Genomic DNA, 19,965 nt, shown 5'->3' on the forward strand with positions numbered 1-19,965 from the left:
ATCCTAAATTTTGTTTTCTATTCCATCAGACTTTTGTCTGAGTTTCAGGAATTTTATGGCCTATTTGTCCCTTAGGAGATAAAGAGATGATAGATAAGAATTTCAAGTTAGACTAAGTTACGATTAAGTCTCCTATGGTATACTGAAGTTATTAAGATTTAGTTGAAATGAATGATAGAGGAGAGTAACCAGATGACGTGTGTATTTTGTAAACTGGTCAAAGAAAAAAGTATTGCTCAATCGAAATGTTTTTATGCTATTTGGGACATTGATCCAATCCAAGAGGGCCACTTGTTGGTGATTGCAAAGTCCCATCGGATGTCCATAGCAGAGCTTTCTAGTGAGGAGCGGTTAGACTTACTAGATTTTCAAGAAAAACTCATCAGTTGTATGGAAAAACAAGCTTCTGTACTGGGAGTGACCGTGGTGGTCAATAATGGAAATGTTATGGATCAAGACTTACATTTTCATAGTCATTTGTTGCCACGATATGTTGAGGATGGTTTTTGGGATAGGGTTCAGCCCGCTCAGAAGATTTTTCCTAAGGAACAATTTGAAGCAGACCTACAGTGAAAATTTAGGCTAGTTTTCCAGCTTTGATAGCGACTTGTAGCAAAATTGAAATAATTCTGATATAATGAATGTCATGAATAAACTTATCGTGGATTCTTCTACCGAAAAACGGATTAAATCTGGTATTCAGCTCTTGTCTGGTAAGGATTTTCCAGATTTGGAACTGACGGATGATGTGGTTTCTATCCAGAGTCGCTCAGGTCAGTTCCTGGGAACAGCTTATCTCTCCCAACAAAATAAGGGAGTGGGATGGCTTATTTCTCGGCAACCCATCCAGGTGGACCAGGAGTTCTTAGTCGCTCTGTTTGAAAAGGCTAAAAGCAAACGCCAGTCTTATGAGCAATCGGAATTGAAGACAGCTTATCGGCTCTTTAACCAAGATGGAGATAACTTCGGTGGCGTGACGATTGATCGCTATGGCGATTATGCACTCTTCTCCTGGTACAATGCCTTTGTCTATGCCCAGCGAGAATTGATTGTCTCCGCCTTTCAAAGGGTTTATCCAGATGTGCTGGGAGCCTATGAGAAAATTCGTTTTAAAGGTCCTGATTATGAGTCAGCCCATCTCTACGGTCAGGAAGCACCAGAAACTTTTCATATTTTGGAAAATGGTGTCGTCTATGAGGTCTTTCTCAACGATGGTCTGATGACTGGAATTTTCCTGGATCAGCACGAGGTCAGAGGTGGCTTGGTCGATGGCTTGGCGGCAGGCAAGAACTTGCTGAACTTATTTTCCTACACGGCAGCCTTTTCGGTGGCGGCAGCTATGGGAGGAGCAGAAGCAACGACTTCGGTGGATTTGGCCAAACGGTCCAAAGAATTATCAGAGGCTCATTTTAGGGCTAATGGTTTGGACTTGGAGAATCACAGGTTCGTGGTGATGGATGTCTTTGAGTATTACAAATATGCCAAGCGTCACGGTCTAACCTATGATGTTATCGTAATTGACCCGCCAAGTTTTGCAAGGAATAAAAAGCAGACCTTCTCTGTTGCTAAGGACTACCACAAGCTAATTGCTCAGGCTGTGGATTTACTCAATCCTGGTGGAACCCTTATCGCTTCAACCAATGCCAGCAATCTAACGATGGGACAGTTTAAAAAGCAAATCGCTAAAGGATTTGGACAGATCAAGTATCGAGAACTCTCTGTTCAACAGCTTCCAAGCGACTTCACGATAAATAATAATGATGAAAGTAGTAATTACCTAAAGGTAATTACCCTAAAGGTTTAAGGATGAGAATCGTAGCACCTATTATGCCAAGAAATTTCGAAGAAGCTAGCCAGATTGAGGTCTCTAAGTACGACTTTGCAGACCTTATAGAATGGCGGGCAGATTACTTGGCCAAGGAAGATATTTTGGCAGTGGCACCTGCTATTTTCGAGAAATTTACGGGACGCGAGGTCATCTTCACGCTTCGCACCAAAAAAGAGGGTGGTGAGATTTGCTTGACAGATGAGGAGTACGTTAGTCTTCTCAAGGAAGTTCAAGCTATCTATCAGCCTGATTATGTGGACTTTGAGTATTTTTCTTACAAGTCTCAGTTTGACCAGATGTTGGAATTCTCAAATCTTGTCTTGTCTTATCACAATTTTGAGGAGACGCCTGAAAATCTTATGGAAATCTTTTCAGAGTTAACCAGCCTCACACCGCGTGTGGTCAAAATTGCAGTCATGCCTAAGAATGAACAAGAAGTTTTAGACTTGATGAACTATACGCGTGGTTTCAAAACGCTAAACCCTGAGCAGGATTATGTGACCATGTCCATGGGGAAATTAGGTAAGATTAGCCGTTTAGCCAGTGATACCATTGGATCATCTTGGACATTTGCTGCCGTGGATGATGTTACAGCACCTGGTCAAATCACCCTACCGAATATGCAGAAAATCAGAGAGGTTCTTGATGAAGATTGATGGACACACGCGTTTAGCGGCAGTTCTTGCGACGCCGATTAAGCACTCCATTTCGCCTTTTATTCACAATACTGGCTTTGAAAAAACAGGGGTCAATGGTGTTTACGTAGCCTGGGATGTCCCGGAGAGCGAGGTTGAGGAGAGCCTAAAAAACATCCATCGTTATGACATGTTTGGGGTTAATATCTCCATGCCTTACAAGCAGACGGTCATTCCCTTTATGGATGAATTGACAGAAGCTGCGAGTCTTATCGGTGCGGTCAATACGGTTATCAACAGGGATGGTAAGCTGATTGGACATAATACAGACGGTCAGGGATTTTTCAGAAGTCTAGCAACCTTTGCTGATTTTGAGGTCAAGGATAAGGTCATGACTATTCTTGGTGGTGGCGGTGCTGCGACAGCTGTTATTGCCCAAGCCAGCCTCAATGGGGCTAAGAAAATCAATATTTTCAACCAGACTGAATTTTTAGCAGGAACAATTGCTAAGGCAGAAGAATTATCCCAAAAAACAGGTGTTAGCATTGACGTTTACCCTGTAGAAGATTTGGAGTTGATTCAAGAGAAAATTCTAGTGTCTGATCTCTTGGTCAATGCAACCAGCGTTGGTATGGATGGCAAATCCATGATTATCAAGGAAGACACAGAGTTTCCAGCAGGGCTTACTGTTGCGGACGTGATTTATCAGCCATTTGAGACACCGTTTTTGGCTCTGGCCAAATCGAAAGGTTTGACCGCCATTAATGGTTTGGGAATGCTGCTTTTCCAAGCGGCAGAGGCCTTTGAAATTTGGACTGGACAAGCCTTACCGACAGAGGAAATTTGGCAGGTCTTGGAGACACAATATAACACATAACATTGAAGGCCGTAGGTCTAGAGCTGGAGACGGCTAAGACTTGCGGCCTTTTTGTAAATTAAGGGAGGTAGATTCATGAAGTTAATGGTTAACTTACCCGATAGACCATATGAGATTTGGATTGAACGTGGAGCCATTGCCCAAACGGGGCAGTGGCTGGCTCAGTTGTGGAAACCTCAAAAGGTTGCCATAATCACAGATAACCATGTGCGTGACCTATATGAAGCGGCGGTCAAGGCAAGCTTGGAAGCGACAGGTTTTGACGTGATTACCTTCGAATTTCTCGAGGGTGAAGCCAGTAAAAATTTGACCACAGTCAACAAGGTTTATGAATTTTTAGTTAAGCATGACATGACTCGGTCAGATGGGATTTTAGCCCTGGGTGGTGGTGTCGTCGGTGACCTTGCAGGATACGTGGCTTCAACCTACATGCGTGGCATTCATTTTGTTCAGGTTCCGACCTCTCTGACGGCCCAGGTTGACTCATCCATCGGTGGAAAGACTGGTGTCAACACGCCTTATGCCAAGAATATGGTAGGGACCTTTACTCAGCCGGATGGGGTTCTGATTGACCCTAACACCCTAAATACTCTTGGGGAGCGGGAATTAATCGAGGGCATGGGTGAGGTTGTCAAGTATGGTCTCATCGATGATGTGGAGCTCTGGCAGGAGTTAGCTGAGATGGACGGCAGTGTTGCCTCAATCTTGGAGCATGCGGAGAGTATTATTTACCATTCCTGCAATGTTAAACGTAAGTTGGTAGTTGAGGATGAGTTGGACAACGGTGTTCGCCTTTATCTCAACTTTGGCCATACCATTGGACATGCCATTGAAGCTACGGCTGGTTACGGTCAGGTCATGCATGGCGAAGCTGTAGCGATTGGGATGGTTCAGATTGCTCGGGTAGCAGAAAGAAAAGGCTTGATGCCTGTAGGAATCACCCAACAAATCATTGACATGTGTGCCAAGTTTGGTTTGCCAACAGACCACATGCCTTGGGATAAAGAAGCCCTCTACAAGGCCTTGATCCACGACAAAAAAGCCCGTGGAACAAGTATTAAGACGGTCATCGTACCCGAACTTGGTCGCGCAGCTATTAACCAAATCAGCCTAGATGAGATGAAAGAATATTTGGAGAAATAAATGAGATATTTAACAGCAGGAGAGTCCCATGGACCGCGTTTAACGGCTATCCTTGAGGGAGTACCAGCAGGTCTGTCTCTGACGGCAGAAGATATCAATTTCGACCTAAAACGTCGCCAGGGTGGCTATGGTCGCGGAGGACGCATGAAAATTGAGTCTGACCAGGTTGAGATTACCTCAGGTGTACGCCACGGTAAGACCACAGGGGCTCCCATTACCTTACATGTGATCAACAAGGACCACCAAAAATGGTTGGACATCATGGCAGTTGAAGATGTGGAAGACAAGGTCAAATTGAAACGTCGCATCAAGCATCCTCGGCCAGGGCATGCTGACCTGGTTGGTGGAATGAAATATCGTTTTGATGACTTGCGCAATTCCTTGGAACGATCCTCAGCGCGTGAGACGACCATGCGGGTTGCAGTTGGTGCAGTTGCCAAACGGATTTTAGCAGAGTTGGACATCGAGATTGCCAACCACGTTGTTGTTTTTGGTGGTAAGGAAATCGTTATTCCAGATGGATTAACCGTTTCCCAAATTCGTGATTTGGCAGCCCAATCTGAAGTTTCCATTGTCAATCAAGAACGTGAAAAAGAAATAAAGGCCTATATTGACCAGATCAAAAAAGATGGTGATACCATCGGTGGTGTGGTTGAGACAGTCGTTGGTGGTGTGCCAGCAGGTCTAGGTTCTTACGTGCAATGGGACCGCAAGCTGGATGGTCGATTGGCCCAGGCAGTCGTCTCCATTAATGCCTTCAAGGGGGTTGAATTTGGAGTTGGTTTCCAGGCCGGCCATCTCAAGGGCAGTCAGGTTATGGATGAAATTCTCTGGTCTGAAGAAGAAGGCTATACTCGCCGAACCAATAATCTCGGTGGTTTTGAAGGTGGTATGACCAATGGTCAGACCCTGGTGATTCGTGGAGTCATGAAACCTATTCCGACCCTCTATAAGCCTCTCATGTCTGTCGATATGGACACCCATGAACCCTACAAGGCGACGGTAGAACGCTCGGATCCAACCGCTCTGCCAGCAGCAGGAGTTGTCATGGAGTCTGTCGTGGCAACAGTCCTTGCGACAGAAATCTTAGAGAAATTCTCGTCTGATAATATGGAAGAACTTAAGGCTGCGGTGGGTAGTCATCGAGATTTCGTTAAGCGGTTTTAAGTAAACATGTAAAAGAGAGGAGTTGCCATGGCAGCTAAAACCATTTATATAGCAGGTCTAGGGCTGATTGGTGGCTCATTGGCTCTGGGGATTAAGCGTGGGCACCCTGATTATCGGGTCCTAGGCTATAATCGTTCAGACAAGTCTCGTGAGATTGCCCTGGAGCGGGGGATTGTCGATGAGGCAACGTCAGACTTTGCGGCCTTTGCTCCCTTGGCGGATGTGATAATCCTTTGTGTGCCGATCAAGCAGACCATGGAATTAATTGAAGTGCTAGCTGGCTTGGACCTCAAGCAGAACGTCATTATCACTGATGCTGGCTCTACCAAGCTAGATATTGTTCGGATGGCTGAGATTCATCTCTCACCCGAAAAGGTGCAATTTGTGGGGTCTCACCCCATGGCTGGCAGTCACAAGTCAGGCGCCATTGCAGCGGATGTCAATCTCTTCGAGAATGCCTACTATATTTTTACGCCGACGGCCTTGTCAGATTCTGGGACCATAGCAGAGCTCAAGGATATTTTGTCAGGGCTCCACGCACGCTTTATCGAGATTGATGCGGAAGAGCATGACCGCGTGACCAGCCAAATCAGTCATTTCCCCCATATCCTGGCTTCCAGTCTGATGGAACAGGCAGCCCACTACGCTGATGACCACGAGATGACCCGTCACTTTGCGGCGGGTGGTTTCCGGGATATGACTCGGATTGCGGAGAGCGAACCTGGCATGTGGACCAGTATCCTGCTGACTAATCGTCAGTCAGTCCTGGAGCGGATTTCTGATTTCAAGGATCGTCTGGACCAGGTGGCTGCCTATATTGAGCAGGGTGACGAATTGGCAATTTGGGATTATTTTAACTTTGGACGCCAGGCCCGCAAGGATATGGAGATTCATAAGCGGGGTGGTGTAGACAGCTTTTACGAACTCTTTGTGGATGTACCCGATGAAGAAGATGTCATCCTCCATATCCTGGAATTGCTCCGTGGAACGTCCTTGGTCAATATCCGCATCAATGAAGAAAACCGTGAAGATATCACCGGTATTCTCCAGATTTCCTTCAAAACAGCCAAGGATCTGGACTATGCCTATAACAAGATTTCTAAAGAAACAGATTATCCTGTTTTTACCAAATAATCACCAAAAGGAGACAATAAATGACTGTAAATGTATATGATTTAGCCAATGAATTGGAGCGTGGCATCCGCGCCTTGCCAGAATATAAGGCCGTCCAAGAAGCCAAGACAGCAATTGCAGCTGATGCAACAGCTAGTCAACTTTGGGACCGCTTTGTGGCCAGCCAGGAAAAAATTCAAGTCCTTATGCAGACAGGGCAAATGCCATCGCAAGAAGACCAGGACGAGATGAAGGAACTGGGAGAAGCCATTGAAGGCAACGCAACTGTAAAAGCCTATTTTGACGCTCAACAACGCTTGTCAGTGTACATTCAAGATATCGAGCGAATTATCTTTACACCTCTACAAGAGTTGGCGAATTAAAATCAAGAACTGGGATTACTTCCAGTTCTTTTTGTTACAAAATCATCATATGTCAATATCTTTTAGGTTGAGGCCGAACAAGTTGAGGAATTTATGATAAAATAGAGGACAAGACATTTAAAGTGAGAAGGGGAAGCGAATGAAATTAAGTCAGCAGGTATTATCTCTCAAGGGACGAATTCGTGTGCCAGGAGATAAGTCCATCAGTCATCGTTCCATTATGTTTGGGGCTTTGGCAAATGGAGTGACAACTGTTCATGATATTTTGCGTGGGGAAGACGTTCTTTCCACAATGCAGGCTTTTCGTGACTTGGGTGTTGAGATTGAAGATGATGGCGATATCGTAACCATTCATGGGGTTGGCTTTGGTGGTCTAAAAGCACCAAAAAACAAGCTTGATATGGGAAATTCTGGGACTTCCATTCGTCTGATTTCAGGTGTACTTGCGGGTCAGGATTTTGAAGTGGAGATGTTTGGGGACGATAGTTTGTCTAAACGCCCTATGGACCGTGTGACCATTCCCCTCAAACAGATGGGTGTTGAGGTCAGTGGTCAGACTGACCGTGACCTGCCACCCTTGAAACTCAAGGGTTCTAAAAATCTCAAGCCCATCCATTATCAACTGCCTGTTGCGTCTGCTCAGGTCAAATCAGCATTGATTTTTGCGGCCTTGCAGGCTGAGGGAGAGTCGGTCATCATCGAGAAGGATTTGACCCGTAACCATACGGAGGACATGATTGCCCAGTTTGGTGGTCAGATTGCTGTTGATGGTAAGGAAATCCGAATCTCTGGAGGTCAAACCTTTACCGCTCAGACGGTTCGTGTACCTGGGGATATTTCCTCTGCTGCTTTTTGGTTGGTGGCAGGATTGGTAGTGCCAAATGCTGAAGTCATTCTAGAAAATGTTGGGATCAACGAGACCCGGACTGGTATTCTTGATGTTATCGAGGCTATGGGTGGCCAGCTCAGCTATGCTGATGTCGATCAGGTGGCAAAATCAGCGACCTTGACGGTGAAAACGTCTGACCTGCATAGTACAGAGATTTCAGGCGATATCATTCCTCGCTTGATTGATGAACTGCCGATTATCGCCCTGCTGGCAACTCAGGCTGAAGGGGAGACCATTATCCGTGATGCAGAGGAACTTAAGGTCAAGGAGACTGACCGTATCCAAGTTGTTGCCGATGCCCTCAATAGCATGGGCGCTGACATTACACCAACCGAGGATGGAATGGTTATCCGAGGGAAAACCCCACTACATGGGGCGATCGTCAATACCTTTGGCGACCACCGTATCGGTATGATGGCAGCTATTGCGAGTCTTCTGGTGGAAGAGGGTGAAGTTGTTCTGGAACGTGCTGAAGCCATCAATACCAGTTACCCGGACTTTTTTGCTCACATGGAGGCGCTCGTCAATGGCTAAGGTTTTAATTGGATTTATGGGGTCAGGCAAGTCGACTATTGCAAAACTATTAGACCCTAACTACATCGATATGGATGCGGTTATCACTGATCGAATCGGGATGACCATCGCAGATTTCTTTGCCAAAGAGGGTGAGCCCGCCTTTCGGCAGATAGAGAGTCAGGTCTTGGAGGAACTCCTGCAGTCGGAACATTTGGTGTCGACAGGCGGAGGCGTGGTTATTTCCGAACGGAATCGCCAGCTCCTAGCCCAGCACCCAGAGACTATCTATCTCAAGGCTGATTTTGATACCCTCTATGAGCGTATTTCAGCCGATAAGGTCAATGTTCGTCCCCTTTTTGTCAACAATAGCAGAGCAGAGTTTCAGGCCATCTTTGACAGTCGTCAGGACTGGTATGAGGAAGCGGCGAGCCAAATCATCCAAGTGGATGGCAAGACACCTGAGCAAATCGTGGAGGAAATCGGATGAAAGTTGGTTATCTAGGGCCATCAAGTTCCTTCACCCACAATGTTGCCGTCAAAGGCTTTCCAACTGCTGAATTAGTACCCTATGAGACGATTTCCGCTGTGATTCGGTCCTTTGAGGATGGCGATGTAGATTACGCTGTCGTTCCGGTTGAGAATTCTATCGAGGGCTCTGTCCATGAGACGACGGACTATCTCTTTCATCAGGCTAATTTGCGGGCTGTGGCTGAAATTGTTCAGCCCATCAAGCAGCAACTCATGGCCAGTCGTCCGCACGAGAAAATTGAGAAAATCTTTTCCCATCCCCAGGCTATCGCTCAGGGCAAGAAATACATTACCGATCACTATCCGCAGGCTCAAATTGAGGTGACGGCATCGACTGCCTTTGCGGCTCGCTTTGTGGCTGAGCATGGAGATCTTCCCTATGCAGCGATTGCACCGCAAGCAGCTGCTGAGGAGTACGGACTCAGTATCATCGCTCAGGACATCCAGGAGATCGATGAAAACTACACCCGTTTTTGGGTCTTGGGGGAGACTGGTCAGGAGTTCGCTCTGCCATTGACTGCTAAAAAAATGTCACTAGCCCTGACCCTGCCAGACAACATGCCAGGTGCCCTCTATAAGGCCTTGTCGGTCTTCTCTTGGCGAGGGATTGACTTGACCAAGATTGAGAGTCGGCCTTTGAAAACGGTTCTGGGAGAGTACTTTTTCATGCTGGATGTGGACAATAGCAATGCTGAACTGGTTCGGTTTGCCCTGGATGAATTGCAGGCCATCGGCATCGGTTATAAAATTTTAGGAGATTATCAGGTTTACCAGATTTGAAGGAAAGTTTAGTGGAAAATCATAAGGAATGTTGAGAAAAGACAATGACACAAAGACGAGATAAGGACTTAACCCATCATGAGGAGTTACGGTACGATTATCTACTCCGAAATCTAGCCTACCTCAATGAACGGGAACAGCAGGAGTATAAGTATCTTAAGGCGAAGAAAGATTATATTGAATCTGCTTATCGTGGTGAGAAGATCAACTCAAGTCAGAGTGAATCTGTTAAGGCATCTTCACAGCTGAAACAATCGCAATCTTCTGCCCTTCCAAGTTATCCTAAGCAGACGCTAAGCCGAAGTAAAAAACGAGCTCAGAAGCCTGTCCAGGGTGCAGTCTCTAATCCCCAAAAAGTGCAACAGTCAGTTCCAAAGAGTCAAAAGCCGAAGCGAAAGATTCGCTGGAAACGCATCTTCAAAATCCTTGGAGTACTGTTGTTGCTTGTTTTTGGAGGAATGATTTATGCCTTCTTCAAGGGCATGAACGATGTGACTAGCGGTAAGAGTAATTATTCTGCAGCGGTGACTGAAACCTTCAATGGGGTTGATGCAGCAGATGGGACTAATATTCTGATTTTGGGAAGTGACCAACGGGTAACTCAGGATTCAACTGATGCTCGAACAGATACTATCATGGTCATGAATATGGGTGGTAGCGACGGGAAGATTAAATTAGCTTCTTTTATGCGGGATACGCTTGTTAATATCGAGGGTTATAGTAGTGATGAATATGCCTATGATTTGAAGCTCAACACTGCCTTTACCTTTGGTGAAGAAAATGATCATCAAGGGGCTGAATACATCCGCCAAGTCTTAAAGAATATGTATGACATTGATATCAAATATTATGTCATGATTGACTTTGAAACCTTTGCAGAGGCTATTGATACCCTTTTCCCAGAGGGGGTAGAGATTGATGCCCAGTTTAATACGGTTAATGGTGAGGTTGTGACTTCTGTCGAAGCACCAAACGATATTGGTTTTGGGGAACAATCAACGCCATATCAAACCATCTATGTTGGTAATCAACGGATGAATGGCCAAACTCTCTTAAACTATGCCCGTTTCAGGAGTGATGACCTAGCAGATGCAGGCCGTGTCCAACGTCAGCAACAGGTTATTGAGACCGTGATTAGTCAAATTAAAGACCCGACAAAACTCTTTACAGGATCTGCCGCTATTGGAAAAATCTATGCCATGACCTCAACCAACATTTCCTATAGCTTCCTTTTATCTAATGGTCTGTCAGCAGTTACCAGCGGTCAAGAAGGTATTGAGCACATCTCAGTACCGGAACAAGGGGACTGGGTTGATGACTATGATATGTATGGTGGTATGGGACTCTTGGTCGATTTTGAGCAATATAAACAAAAACTAGCCGAGTTTGGTCTACGTTAAGTATGATATAATGAAAGTCAGGGTAACACCTGGCTTTCTATGCTTTTCAAAAATTAACTCGATAGGTCCGAACTAATACTCACCCTAAATCTCATAGACAAGGCAGGTTGATGCAGGCATAAGAGAGTTAGGCAAGGAAAACTATCGAGGTATAGTTTTGATTTTGGAAGAGTATGAGTATGATTGGTATTTGAAAAGTTACTTAGTTAGATAGAAATGAAGGACACTATGTATCAAAAGAATGAAGTAATTGAAGTTGAGATTGTTGATTTGACCCACGAGGGCAAGGGGGTAGCCAAGCTAGATGGTTTTGTCTTTTTTGTAGACAATGCTCTGCCATCCGAAAAAATCCTGATGCGCGTGCTCAAGGTCAAAAAAACGGTTGGTTTTGGGAAGGTCGAAGAGTACCTGGTCAAGTCACCCCACCGTAATGATGATTTAGTCGCTGACTATCTGCGAACAGGGATTGCGGATCTTGGGCATCTTTCCTACGAGGAGCAGTTGAAATTTAAGCGTAAACAGGTCGTCGGCAACCTCTATAAAACAGCAGGAATTTCTGATGTGGAGGTCGCTGAAACTCTGGGAATGGAGTTACCTTATGCTTACCGTAACAAGGCTCAAGTTCCTGTTCGTCGGGTCAATGGACAATTGGAGACTGGATTTTTCCGCAAGGGGTCACATGATTTGATGCCTCTAGAAGATTTTCTCATTCAAGACAAGGAAATTGACCGATTGATTGTTTTTGTGCGTGATCAGTTGCGTCGCTTGGACCTCAAGCCCTATGATGAGAAGGAGCAGACCGGTCTGATTCGCAATATTGTGGTCCGCCGCGGTCACTATACCGGTCAAATGATGCTGGTTCTAGTGACGACACGTCCTAAGATTTTCCGTGTGGAGCAGTTGATCGCTCAAGTCACAGAGGCTTTCCCAGCGGTGGTTTCCATTTTGCAAAATATCAATGACCAGAACACCAATGCCATCTTTGGTTCAGAGTTTCGCACGCTTTACGGACAGGACACCATCACGGACACTATGCTGGGCAATAGTTACGAGATTTCAGCTCAGTCCTTTTACCAGGTCAATACGGCAATGGCAGAGCGTCTCTATCAGACGGCCATTGATTATTCAGACCTCAGTCCAGAAGATATCGTGATTGACGCCTACTCAGGTATTGGGACAATCGGTTTATCCTTTGCCAAGTCCGTCAAGGCTGTTTATGGAGTTGAGGTCGTTCCAGAAGCCGTGGCGGATGCGCAAAAAAATGCCGAACGCAATGGAATTACTAATGCCACCTATGTCTGTAATACTGCTGAAAACGCCATGGCAACTTGGGGTAAGGCTGGTATCAAACCAAGTGTGATTATGGTTGATCCTCCACGCAAAGGCTTAACAGAAAGCTTTATCAAAGCCAGTGTAGCCATGCAACCTGATAAAATTACCTACATCTCCTGCAATCCAGCCACCATGGCGCGTGACATCAAACTCTACGAAGAACTGGGCTACAAACTCCAAAAAGTTCAGCCCGTAGACTTATTCCCAATGACACATCACGTTGAGGCGGTAAGTTTGCTAGTCAAGGAGCTTAGCGACGACGAATAGCATTTACTTCCGTCCATGCGATAGCTGTCCAATTGCTAGGAGTAAAGCGACCTAGCGATTGGAGACAGCGAACCGCCGAGGTAGTTGGTTTGCTGGTGAAAGCCTAGAAACGGTTGAACGAAAGCATTATTAAAAGCCTTGGAGACAAGGTTTTTTACGTTTGGGTGGGGTAGTATCAGAGTAACTACTTCAGTTGAGGCAGTTGAGGCGTTGGAAAATTTTTGGGGAATTTATTTCCGTAGACGAATAGTGGGGACATAAGGTAAGGAGTATGAGGGAATAGATGTCTCCACTCTCAATTTGTAAAATCAAGTAAATTCTTATAAGTATATTAATCGAATTTATATAAATAATGTTTCAGAAGTAGATGTTGGAAAAATAGATCAAATAGTTTTTTTTTATAACTAAATTATTGACACAACCCAAAAAAAGTTTTAAAATATAATAAAAAAGCATTTGCAACGGAGATAAACTTATGTTTTATAAAAAATGTTTAAGCGGAAAGTATTCTATTCGAAAATTTTCTGTTGGTATTTGCTCTGTGATGATTGGTGGATTATTTTTTGCTACTTCCATGCAGGTAAAAGCTGAGGAATTAAGTACTGTTGAAAATAATGTTGTAGTTTCTAATTTGGTTAAAGAGACTATAACATATGATAAAGTTGAGGATTCATTAGAAAGCAATTTCGATAATTTATCAAGTACAGATGTTTTAAATGCTGCAGAATTAGAAGTTTTACCAGATATTAAAGAAGTTGTAACAAACGACCAACCTAATTTAATCAGTAATACTGAATTATATGAGGATCCGATAGAAATTAGAGAAATTGTAAAAAATGCTCAACTGAATGATTCAAATAGACCTGAAGAACTTGTGATTGAGGATGCTGTTCAGGAATTGAATCTAATTAGTAATCCGACGTTTGATGGCGGTGACTATGCTTCAAGTAAACCTATACCAATAATTCATCGATCTAAAAACAGAAGAGATTATATTTCTTCGGAGTCAGGCAATACATTTTACAAGAGCAAAGAAAATACTACAAATGACTTCTTATTGTTCGAAATCAATACAGTAGCGGGCAGAACCTATACTGCTTCAGCAGATATTAGACTTGATGTGGCGGATGGATTTTCTGCAAGTGGTGCCTATTTTGATGTGAAATCGATTAATTCAGACGGTAGTCAGATTACAATACCTGGTGGTAAAGGTGTTAATAGTATGAGTGATTCAATTGGACAGTGGAGTAAGCAAGAGATAAAGTTCACTGCGATAGGTAATCGAACACACATTGGTCTGGTGAAATGGCATGATAACTCTTCAGATTTAAATACATTGAAAACATCAATTAAGATTGATAATTTAAAAGTTGTGGAGAATACATCCTATGAGGAAGTTTGGAAAGAAACTTTTAGCGGAGAAAGATTAAATGATGATATTTGGGGATATGAACTAGGGAATATTCGGGGCAACGAACAACAACACTATAGTAGCAGCACAGAAAATGTTTATATTAAAGACGGAAATTTGATATTGAAAGTTACCAATAGACCTGAGGAAGATCAATACTATAACAGACAGAAACATGGTAACAATGCAAGGTTGGTCCACTATAACTCAGGTAGCGTTAGGACAGTAGGAAAACAGGAGTTTTTATACGGTAGATTAGAAGCAAAAATGAAATTACCAAAAGGGCAGGCAGTATTTCCAGCATTTTGGACTCTGGGTGCTGATTTTACTTTAGATGGTAGAATTGAAACTGGACAAGGATATGGTTGGCCATCAACAGGTGAAATTGATATCATGGAATTGACGGGAACTGCAACAGGTCAGGGAAATAAGATAGTCTATGGAACTCCACATTTCTTCTACAGTAAGGGAGATGCAGATAAAGATGGAAATGCAGGTTCTGGATATAGTGGAAACTTGTCACTAAGTGATGACTTTGCTAATGATTTTCATGTTTTTGGAATAAATTGGTCTGAGGACAGAATTGAGTGGTATGTAGATAATGTTGTTTATAATACATTAGTTTATGATAATTCAGAACGGTCTCAGGCATTAAAGAAAGCATTTAATCGTCCTCAGTTTATCCAATTTAATTTAGCAACAGGTGGAAATTGGCCAGGTACAGCTGGAAAAAATTTATCTGGACAAAAGGTTGAAATTGATTGGGTAAGATGGTTGCAAAGTGATGAACAGAAGATTGCTCGGGATAGCTATTATGCAAACAAACCTATTATCAATGGTGTCCGCAATATCTCAATCGTTAAAGGGGAAGTGCCTAATTTATTAGATGGTGTCACAATAAATCTTCCAAATTATAATGTGGAGTATTCTATTGATGACGAGTATATGTTTGTTAATACAGGTGAACCTGGTGGACGAAACGAAGTTCGCAATGTTGTCAAAAATTCATCCCACGCCAGTCAAATCGCTGATTTGGCACCAGGTGTTTACAATGTTTATTACACATCAATTCCGAAATCCTCTGATTACAATGGTCGAGGAGAACCAATTCACAAAATGACTCGTGAACTAAGCCAATTAGTAATATTGCCTACTAAATTAAATGGAGAACTCGGTAAAAGTTTGTCAATGGTTGAACTTCCGACTGGTTGGCAGTGGGAGAACCCTAATGACATTATAACCGAAAATGGATCATATGGGATTGTATTTATAAATCCAAATGATAACATTAAACTAGATTATAGAAGAACTTTCAAAACTACAGTGAATAATAGTATTCTGTTGTAGTTTAAGTTAGAGAAGATAAATATTTTTGGAGTAATGATTATGAGCAAATTCAACGCATTTATTGAGCAGAAACTCATGCCGATTGCGGCTAAAATGAGTTCAAACAAAGCTCTTGTAGCTATTCGAGATGGGATTACCCTATCCATGCCTCTTTTGATTATCGGTTCAATCTTCATGATTGTCGCCTCTTTTCCTGCGCCAGGTTGGGAAGCCTGGCTGGGTGATATCGGAGTAGCAGGTTACCTCTGGAAAGGAGTTGACGGAAGCTTCAGCCTACTCGGAATGGTCGCTGCCTTTGGTATTGCTTACAGCTATTCTAAGCAAGAGAAGGTGGACGGGGTCGCTTCGGGCTTAATTTCCCTAGCCTCCTTTATCACTGTTACGCCTTACGTGAACGGTGCGACAGTTGCCCTAGCAAACCCCGATGTGGCACTTCCAGAAGGATTGTCTATTCCAGCAGGTATCACAGCCTCTTATATGTCTGCTAAAGGTGTCTTTGTGGCGATTGTGTTAGGTCTAGTTAGTGCTGTTATTTACGATTGGTTTATCAAACGCAATATCCAAATCAAACTACCTGATGCAGTGCCCCCTGCGGTATCACGCAGTTTTTCAGCTATTATCCCTGGGGCGGTTATTATCACCATGTGGCTAATAATTTATGCTATTTTGGATGCAAATAAACTTCCTAATTTGCACGAATTAGCGCAAACGGTCGTCGGCGGGCCACTTCGTCTTATTGGTGGTAATATTATTGGGGTTATGCTGATTGCTGGCCTTAACTCTTTATTCTGGTTTGTCGGTATTCACGGTGGCAATACGGTTAATGCCATCATGAAACCAACCTGGATTGACAATCTGTCTGCTAACGTTGAAGCCTATCAAGCTGGGCAACCTCTGAAAGAAGTTTTCACAACGCCGTTTATAGATAACTTTGTCTACATCGGTGGTGGTGGTGCAACTATTGGTTTGGTGCTTGCTATTGCCTGGTATGCTCGTAAGAAAAATGGTAGTCAGCAGACTAAGGCACTTGCCCCTCTGACGGTAATTCCAGGTCTCTTCAATATCAATGAACCAGCCATGTTTGGTTTCCCAGTTGTAATGAATGTGGCTCTCCTTGTTCCTTTTGTCCTTGCACCAATGGTGAACACGTTTATTGCTTGGTTAGCTATGTCGTCAGGGTTGGTGCCATTGACTAGGGCCGAGGCTTCATGGACTATGCCTCCCATTTTATCCGGTTTCTTGACAACAGGTAGTGTCATGGGGGCGGTTCTTCAGATTATCTTGATTCTTATTGATGTTGCCTTGTATTTACCGTTCTTTATTGCTGTTGAGAAGCAATTTAAACAACAAGAAAATGAGTGATGAAGTTAGAAAGGAAAAGCTATGGTTAAACGATTTTTAAGTGCGGAAGCTTCTGAAATTTTGGCCATGTCGGCCAGCGAGTTGAAGCAGAGTATAAAAGCGTCAGAAGGTCGAATTATCTTGTCTGAAAACGTTGCGCCTCGGGAACCCTATATTGCTGAATGTACCAATGCTGAGATGGCCAGGGCTTTTGGGGCAGACCTGATTTTACTGAATGGACTGGATGTGTTTGAACCTGTTGTGGCTGGTCTAGGTCAAGATGAAGTAAACGTGGTTGAACGTCTACACCATTTGGTGGGGCGTCCCATAGGTATCAATCTGGAACCAGTCGACCTACAGGCAAAGATGATGGATGAGGTGCTGACTATTTCAAGAGGACGTCAGGCCCATCTGGAGACTATTCAGGAAATTGAACACCTTGGGTTTGATTTTGTCTGCTTTACAGGCAATCCAGGGACAGGCGTGACCAACTCGGCCATTATTGAAACGGTCAAGTTGGCTAAACAAGAATTTTCAGGTTTGATTATTGCAGGAAAAATGCACGCAGCAGGAGTGGATGAACCTGTTGCAGATTTGGAAGTGGTTCAGGCATTGATAGACGCAGGGGCAGATATTATCTTGGCCCCATCTGTCGGTAGTGTGCCAGGTTTTCAAGCCAGTGATTTGACTGAGATGGTTAAGGAGGCACATCGTCATGGTGCCTTGGTGATGACGGCTATCGGTACTAGCCAGGAAAGCTCAGAACCGGAAACCGTACGTTACATGGCCTTACAAAATAAAATCTGTGGCGTAGATATTCAGCATATCGGTGACGCTGGTTACGGTGGCTTAGCCCCAGTTGAAAATATTTTTACTATGAGTAAAGCTATTCGGGGGCAGCGTCATACGCTTGCGATGATTGGCCGTTCCATTAACAGATAGGAGATAATAGATGACGACAATTTTACTCGCCTGTGCAGCAGGCATGTCTACCAGCCTTTTGGTGACAAAAATGGAAAAAGCAGCTCAAGACCAAGGGTTGAAATCTAAAATCTATGCGGTGTCAGTAGCTGAAGTAGACAAGGAATTATCTGAAAATACTATTGATGTTGTTCTTTTAGGACCTCAAGTACGTTATGAAGAAGGTAATCTCAAGAAGAAACTGGAACCACTAGGGATTCCTCTAGCCGTTATTAACATGCAAGATTATGGGATGATGAATGGTGTCAAGGTACTTCAAACAGCCCTGGATTTGATTCAATAGGAGGTTATGATGGCAGAGATTAACTTGGAATCCATCATGGGACTTATCATGAATGCCGGTGAGGCGAAAAGTAATGCGATGGAAGCTATTGCTGCTGCGAAATCTGGAGAATTTGCACTGGCTGATCGTAAATTGGACGCAGCTGATGCTTCGTTGGTTGAGGCGCATCATGCTCAGACAGGGTTATTGACCCAAGAAGCTCAAGGAGAGCAATTGAACATCACCCTGCTGACCGTACATAGTCAGGACCACCTGATGACAGCCATCACATTTGTGGATTTGGCTAAGGAAATCATTGATCTCTATCGGTGCAAATAAAAGCCTGTACCCTTTACGGGTACGGCTTTTTTAGATAAAATAGAATTAATCTACACAAAGAACTTAAGGACTAGGAAAACATGGCGTTATCAAAAAAACAAACCCTTCAGCGCAACCAGATTTTAGAAGGTCTTTACTTGCACGGTAGTCAGTCGCGAGCTGATTTAGCACGTAGACTCGGCATTACACCTGCGACCATGACCGAAATTACTGGTGTCATGATTAAGCAGGGCGTTTTGATGGAATCTGGTGATAGTACGAGTGACTCAGGACTTGGCCGAAAACGGGTATTGTTAAAAGTTAGACCACAATTGGCCTACTACATGGGGATTGAAGTTGGGGAAGGCAAAGTTACTATTTGTTTGACTGATAACCTAGGCCAACTCGTCGAGAATGCGACGGTCCATAAAGCTGTGGATTCAACCTTTCCATTGACAGAAAAAAATCTAATAGAACTCATCCATGCTTATATAAGTACCCATTGTGGCTACTCTATTAAAGCAGTTGGTCTTGCGGTTCCTGGGCATTATGAACAGGAGTCTCAGACCATCGTGTCTAATCAGACTTTTTGGTCAAATTTTGATCTTGCTTCAGTTATTTCTGAGATATCCATTCCTGTTTATGTCAAAAATAATGTGAAATGCATGGCTTTGGCACAACTTTATCTATCCTCAACGAAAAATAAATTGAATTTCTTGTTTTTAAATCTAAAGCGCGGTATTTTTGCTTCCTATGTTTATGACGGCCATATTTATGGTGATAAAAATTATCTAGTAGGTGAAGTGGGCCACCTTGTTGTTAATCCCAATGGAGAACAGTGCGAATGTGGGAAGGCTGGTTGTTTACAAACCTATGCCAGTATTCCTTGGATGGTGAAAAAGGCTCGGCACGCATTGGCTTCTGGTAAGACCTCCTATTTGAAGCTGTTGGTTGACTGTCCAGAGGAGATGGCGTTAGGTGATTTATTTTGTGCTTACCAGATGGGTGATGAATTTGTGCATCGGATTGTGGAACAGGCCTTAGATTACCTCGTGTTACAAATTAACAATTCCCAAATGATATTGGATGTTGATGCTATCTATATTCACGGAAAACTTTTTGAAGAACCCTTGATTATGCGTAAACTTCAGGCTAAGTTGGCAATTAGTACGCAAGTTGTCCAGCAGGAAAGAGCTATTATTCGACAAGTTTTGCCATATTGCCCGAACAGAGGTGCAATTGGAGCTTGTGCTTTAGCTATCAAAAGGCATTTTATTGAAGGAGAGATTGAAAATTCATAATTGCAGTTAACTTAACTGAAAATTATTGTTAGGCAGTTTTATCTTGTGATAAATTGTAAAATATAGTGCAACAAAAAAACTCACAGAGTTTCTCTCGTGTAAACTGTAAGTAACCACACAAACAGAGCACGAGGACATCTATGAGC

At 43.6% G+C, this 19,965-nt stretch carries 19 protein-coding genes; all 19 read left to right on the forward strand.

From position 1 onward, the window contains the following. Positions 1-192: 192 nt before the first annotated feature. The 19 genes from ACFORF_RS07885 (at position 193) to ACFORF_RS07975 (ending at position 19,819) form a co-directional block, all read left to right on the forward strand. Positions 193-573 carry an HIT family protein gene (locus ACFORF_RS07885; RefSeq protein ID WP_380427048.1) on the forward strand — a complete coding sequence of 127 codons (381 nt, stop codon included), beginning with the start codon at positions 193-195 and terminating at the stop codon, positions 571-573. Between the two features lie 73 nt (positions 574-646). Next, positions 647-1,804 (forward strand): class I SAM-dependent rRNA methyltransferase, encoded by a 1,158-nt coding sequence (locus ACFORF_RS07890; RefSeq protein ID WP_380427050.1) that lies wholly within the window; start codon positions 647-649, stop codon positions 1,802-1,804. 2 nt (positions 1,805-1,806) lie between these two features. Further along, the gene (aroD, locus tag ACFORF_RS07895) at positions 1,807-2,484 is read left to right on the forward strand and encodes a type I 3-dehydroquinate dehydratase (RefSeq protein ID WP_380427052.1); all 678 of its coding nucleotides are present in this window, start codon (positions 1,807-1,809) and stop codon (positions 2,482-2,484) included. Then, on the forward strand, positions 2,474-3,340 hold the full coding sequence (locus ACFORF_RS07900; protein WP_380427054.1) for a shikimate dehydrogenase: 867 nt from the start codon (positions 2,474-2,476) through the stop codon (positions 3,338-3,340). The genes aroD and ACFORF_RS07900 overlap by 11 nt, the downstream gene beginning before the upstream one ends. Before the next feature lie 75 nt (positions 3,341-3,415). Continuing rightward, positions 3,416-4,483 carry a 3-dehydroquinate synthase gene (aroB, locus tag ACFORF_RS07905; RefSeq protein WP_380427056.1) on the forward strand — a complete coding sequence of 356 codons (1,068 nt, stop codon included), beginning with the start codon at positions 3,416-3,418 and terminating at the stop codon, positions 4,481-4,483. After that, positions 4,484-5,650 (forward strand): chorismate synthase, encoded by a 1,167-nt coding sequence (gene aroC / locus ACFORF_RS07910; RefSeq protein WP_380427058.1) that lies wholly within the window; start codon positions 4,484-4,486, stop codon positions 5,648-5,650. A 27-nt stretch (positions 5,651-5,677) separates the two neighbouring features. Beyond that, complete coding sequence (locus ACFORF_RS07915; protein WP_380427059.1) at positions 5,678-6,784, forward strand: prephenate dehydrogenase; 1,107 nt, start codon at positions 5,678-5,680, stop codon at positions 6,782-6,784. Between the two features lie 20 nt (positions 6,785-6,804). Beyond that, a complete protein-coding gene (locus ACFORF_RS07920; protein WP_380427061.1) occupies positions 6,805-7,146 on the forward strand; it encodes a YlbF/YmcA family competence regulator in 342 nt (113 codons plus the stop codon). Positions 7,147-7,285: 139 nt separating this feature from the next. Then, positions 7,286-8,569, forward strand: a complete 1,284-nt coding sequence (gene aroA / locus ACFORF_RS07925) for a 3-phosphoshikimate 1-carboxyvinyltransferase (RefSeq protein ID WP_380427063.1) — start codon at positions 7,286-7,288, stop codon at positions 8,567-8,569. Beyond that, entirely contained in the window at positions 8,562-9,038 is a 477-nt protein-coding gene (locus ACFORF_RS07930; protein ID WP_380427065.1) for a shikimate kinase, read from the forward strand. Before aroA ends, ACFORF_RS07930 begins: the two co-directional genes overlap by 8 nt. Then, positions 9,035-9,859 carry a prephenate dehydratase gene (gene pheA, locus ACFORF_RS07935; RefSeq protein WP_380427067.1) on the forward strand — a complete coding sequence of 275 codons (825 nt, stop codon included), beginning with the start codon at positions 9,035-9,037 and terminating at the stop codon, positions 9,857-9,859. The genes ACFORF_RS07930 and pheA overlap by 4 nt, the downstream gene beginning before the upstream one ends. A gap of 44 nt (positions 9,860-9,903) precedes the next feature. Then, positions 9,904-11,259, forward strand: coding sequence for an LCP family protein (locus ACFORF_RS07940; protein ID WP_380427069.1), 1,356 nt, complete (start codon positions 9,904-9,906; stop codon positions 11,257-11,259). Positions 11,260-11,487: 228 nt separating this feature from the next. Next, the gene (gene rlmD / locus ACFORF_RS07945) at positions 11,488-12,858 is read left to right on the forward strand and encodes a 23S rRNA (uracil(1939)-C(5))-methyltransferase RlmD (protein ID WP_380427071.1); all 1,371 of its coding nucleotides are present in this window, start codon (positions 11,488-11,490) and stop codon (positions 12,856-12,858) included. A 475-nt stretch (positions 12,859-13,333) separates the two neighbouring features. Further along, entirely contained in the window at positions 13,334-15,616 is a 2,283-nt protein-coding gene (locus ACFORF_RS07950) for a family 16 glycosylhydrolase (protein ID WP_380427073.1), read from the forward strand. A 39-nt stretch (positions 15,617-15,655) separates the two neighbouring features. Further along, positions 15,656-16,978 carry a PTS sugar transporter subunit IIC gene (locus ACFORF_RS07955; RefSeq protein WP_380427075.1) on the forward strand — a complete coding sequence of 441 codons (1,323 nt, stop codon included), beginning with the start codon at positions 15,656-15,658 and terminating at the stop codon, positions 16,976-16,978. Positions 16,979-16,999: 21 nt separating this feature from the next. Next, a complete protein-coding gene (locus tag ACFORF_RS07960; RefSeq protein ID WP_380427077.1) occupies positions 17,000-17,899 on the forward strand; it encodes a DUF7916 family protein in 900 nt (299 codons plus the stop codon). 10 nt (positions 17,900-17,909) lie between these two features. Then, positions 17,910-18,221, forward strand: coding sequence for a PTS sugar transporter subunit IIB (locus tag ACFORF_RS07965; protein ID WP_380427079.1), 312 nt, complete (start codon positions 17,910-17,912; stop codon positions 18,219-18,221). Between the two features lie 9 nt (positions 18,222-18,230). Further along, on the forward strand, positions 18,231-18,539 hold the full coding sequence (locus ACFORF_RS07970; RefSeq protein ID WP_380427081.1) for a PTS lactose/cellobiose transporter subunit IIA: 309 nt from the start codon (positions 18,231-18,233) through the stop codon (positions 18,537-18,539). Between the two features lie 80 nt (positions 18,540-18,619). Continuing rightward, the gene (locus ACFORF_RS07975; protein WP_380427083.1) at positions 18,620-19,819 is read left to right on the forward strand and encodes an ROK family transcriptional regulator; all 1,200 of its coding nucleotides are present in this window, start codon (positions 18,620-18,622) and stop codon (positions 19,817-19,819) included. Positions 19,820-19,965: the final 146 nt, after the last annotated feature.

Origin of the sequence: Streptococcus caprae (assembly GCF_042649745.1) — a bacterium.
Taxonomy (GTDB): Bacteria; Bacillota; Bacilli; order Lactobacillales; family Streptococcaceae; genus Streptococcus; species Streptococcus caprae.

Coding starts and splice junctions, on each gene's coding strand:
- ACFORF_RS07960 (WP_380427077.1), top strand. CDS start 17,000: ATGGTTAAACGATTTTTAAGTGCGGAAGCTTCTGAAATTTTGGCCATG.
- ACFORF_RS07890 (WP_380427050.1), top strand. CDS start 647: ATGAATAAACTTATCGTGGATTCTTCTACCGAAAAACGGATTAAATCT.
- aroD (WP_380427052.1), top strand. CDS start 1,807: ATGAGAATCGTAGCACCTATTATGCCAAGAAATTTCGAAGAAGCTAGC.
- pheA (WP_380427067.1), top strand. CDS start 9,035: ATGAAAGTTGGTTATCTAGGGCCATCAAGTTCCTTCACCCACAATGTT.
- rlmD (WP_380427071.1), top strand. CDS start 11,488: ATGTATCAAAAGAATGAAGTAATTGAAGTTGAGATTGTTGATTTGACC.
- ACFORF_RS07955 (WP_380427075.1), top strand. CDS start 15,656: ATGAGCAAATTCAACGCATTTATTGAGCAGAAACTCATGCCGATTGCG.
- aroA (WP_380427063.1), top strand. CDS start 7,286: ATGAAATTAAGTCAGCAGGTATTATCTCTCAAGGGACGAATTCGTGTG.
- ACFORF_RS07920 (WP_380427061.1), top strand. CDS start 6,805: ATGACTGTAAATGTATATGATTTAGCCAATGAATTGGAGCGTGGCATC.
- ACFORF_RS07930 (WP_380427065.1), top strand. CDS start 8,562: ATGGCTAAGGTTTTAATTGGATTTATGGGGTCAGGCAAGTCGACTATT.
- aroC (WP_380427058.1), top strand. CDS start 4,484: ATGAGATATTTAACAGCAGGAGAGTCCCATGGACCGCGTTTAACGGCT.
- ACFORF_RS07965 (WP_380427079.1), top strand. CDS start 17,910: ATGACGACAATTTTACTCGCCTGTGCAGCAGGCATGTCTACCAGCCTT.
- ACFORF_RS07970 (WP_380427081.1), top strand. CDS start 18,231: ATGGCAGAGATTAACTTGGAATCCATCATGGGACTTATCATGAATGCC.
- ACFORF_RS07975 (WP_380427083.1), top strand. CDS start 18,620: ATGGCGTTATCAAAAAAACAAACCCTTCAGCGCAACCAGATTTTAGAA.
- ACFORF_RS07885 (WP_380427048.1), top strand. CDS start 193: ATGACGTGTGTATTTTGTAAACTGGTCAAAGAAAAAAGTATTGCTCAA.
- ACFORF_RS07915 (WP_380427059.1), top strand. CDS start 5,678: ATGGCAGCTAAAACCATTTATATAGCAGGTCTAGGGCTGATTGGTGGC.
- ACFORF_RS07900 (WP_380427054.1), top strand. CDS start 2,474: ATGAAGATTGATGGACACACGCGTTTAGCGGCAGTTCTTGCGACGCCG.
- ACFORF_RS07940 (WP_380427069.1), top strand. CDS start 9,904: ATGACACAAAGACGAGATAAGGACTTAACCCATCATGAGGAGTTACGG.
- aroB (WP_380427056.1), top strand. CDS start 3,416: ATGAAGTTAATGGTTAACTTACCCGATAGACCATATGAGATTTGGATT.
- ACFORF_RS07950 (WP_380427073.1), top strand. CDS start 13,334: ATGTTTTATAAAAAATGTTTAAGCGGAAAGTATTCTATTCGAAAATTT.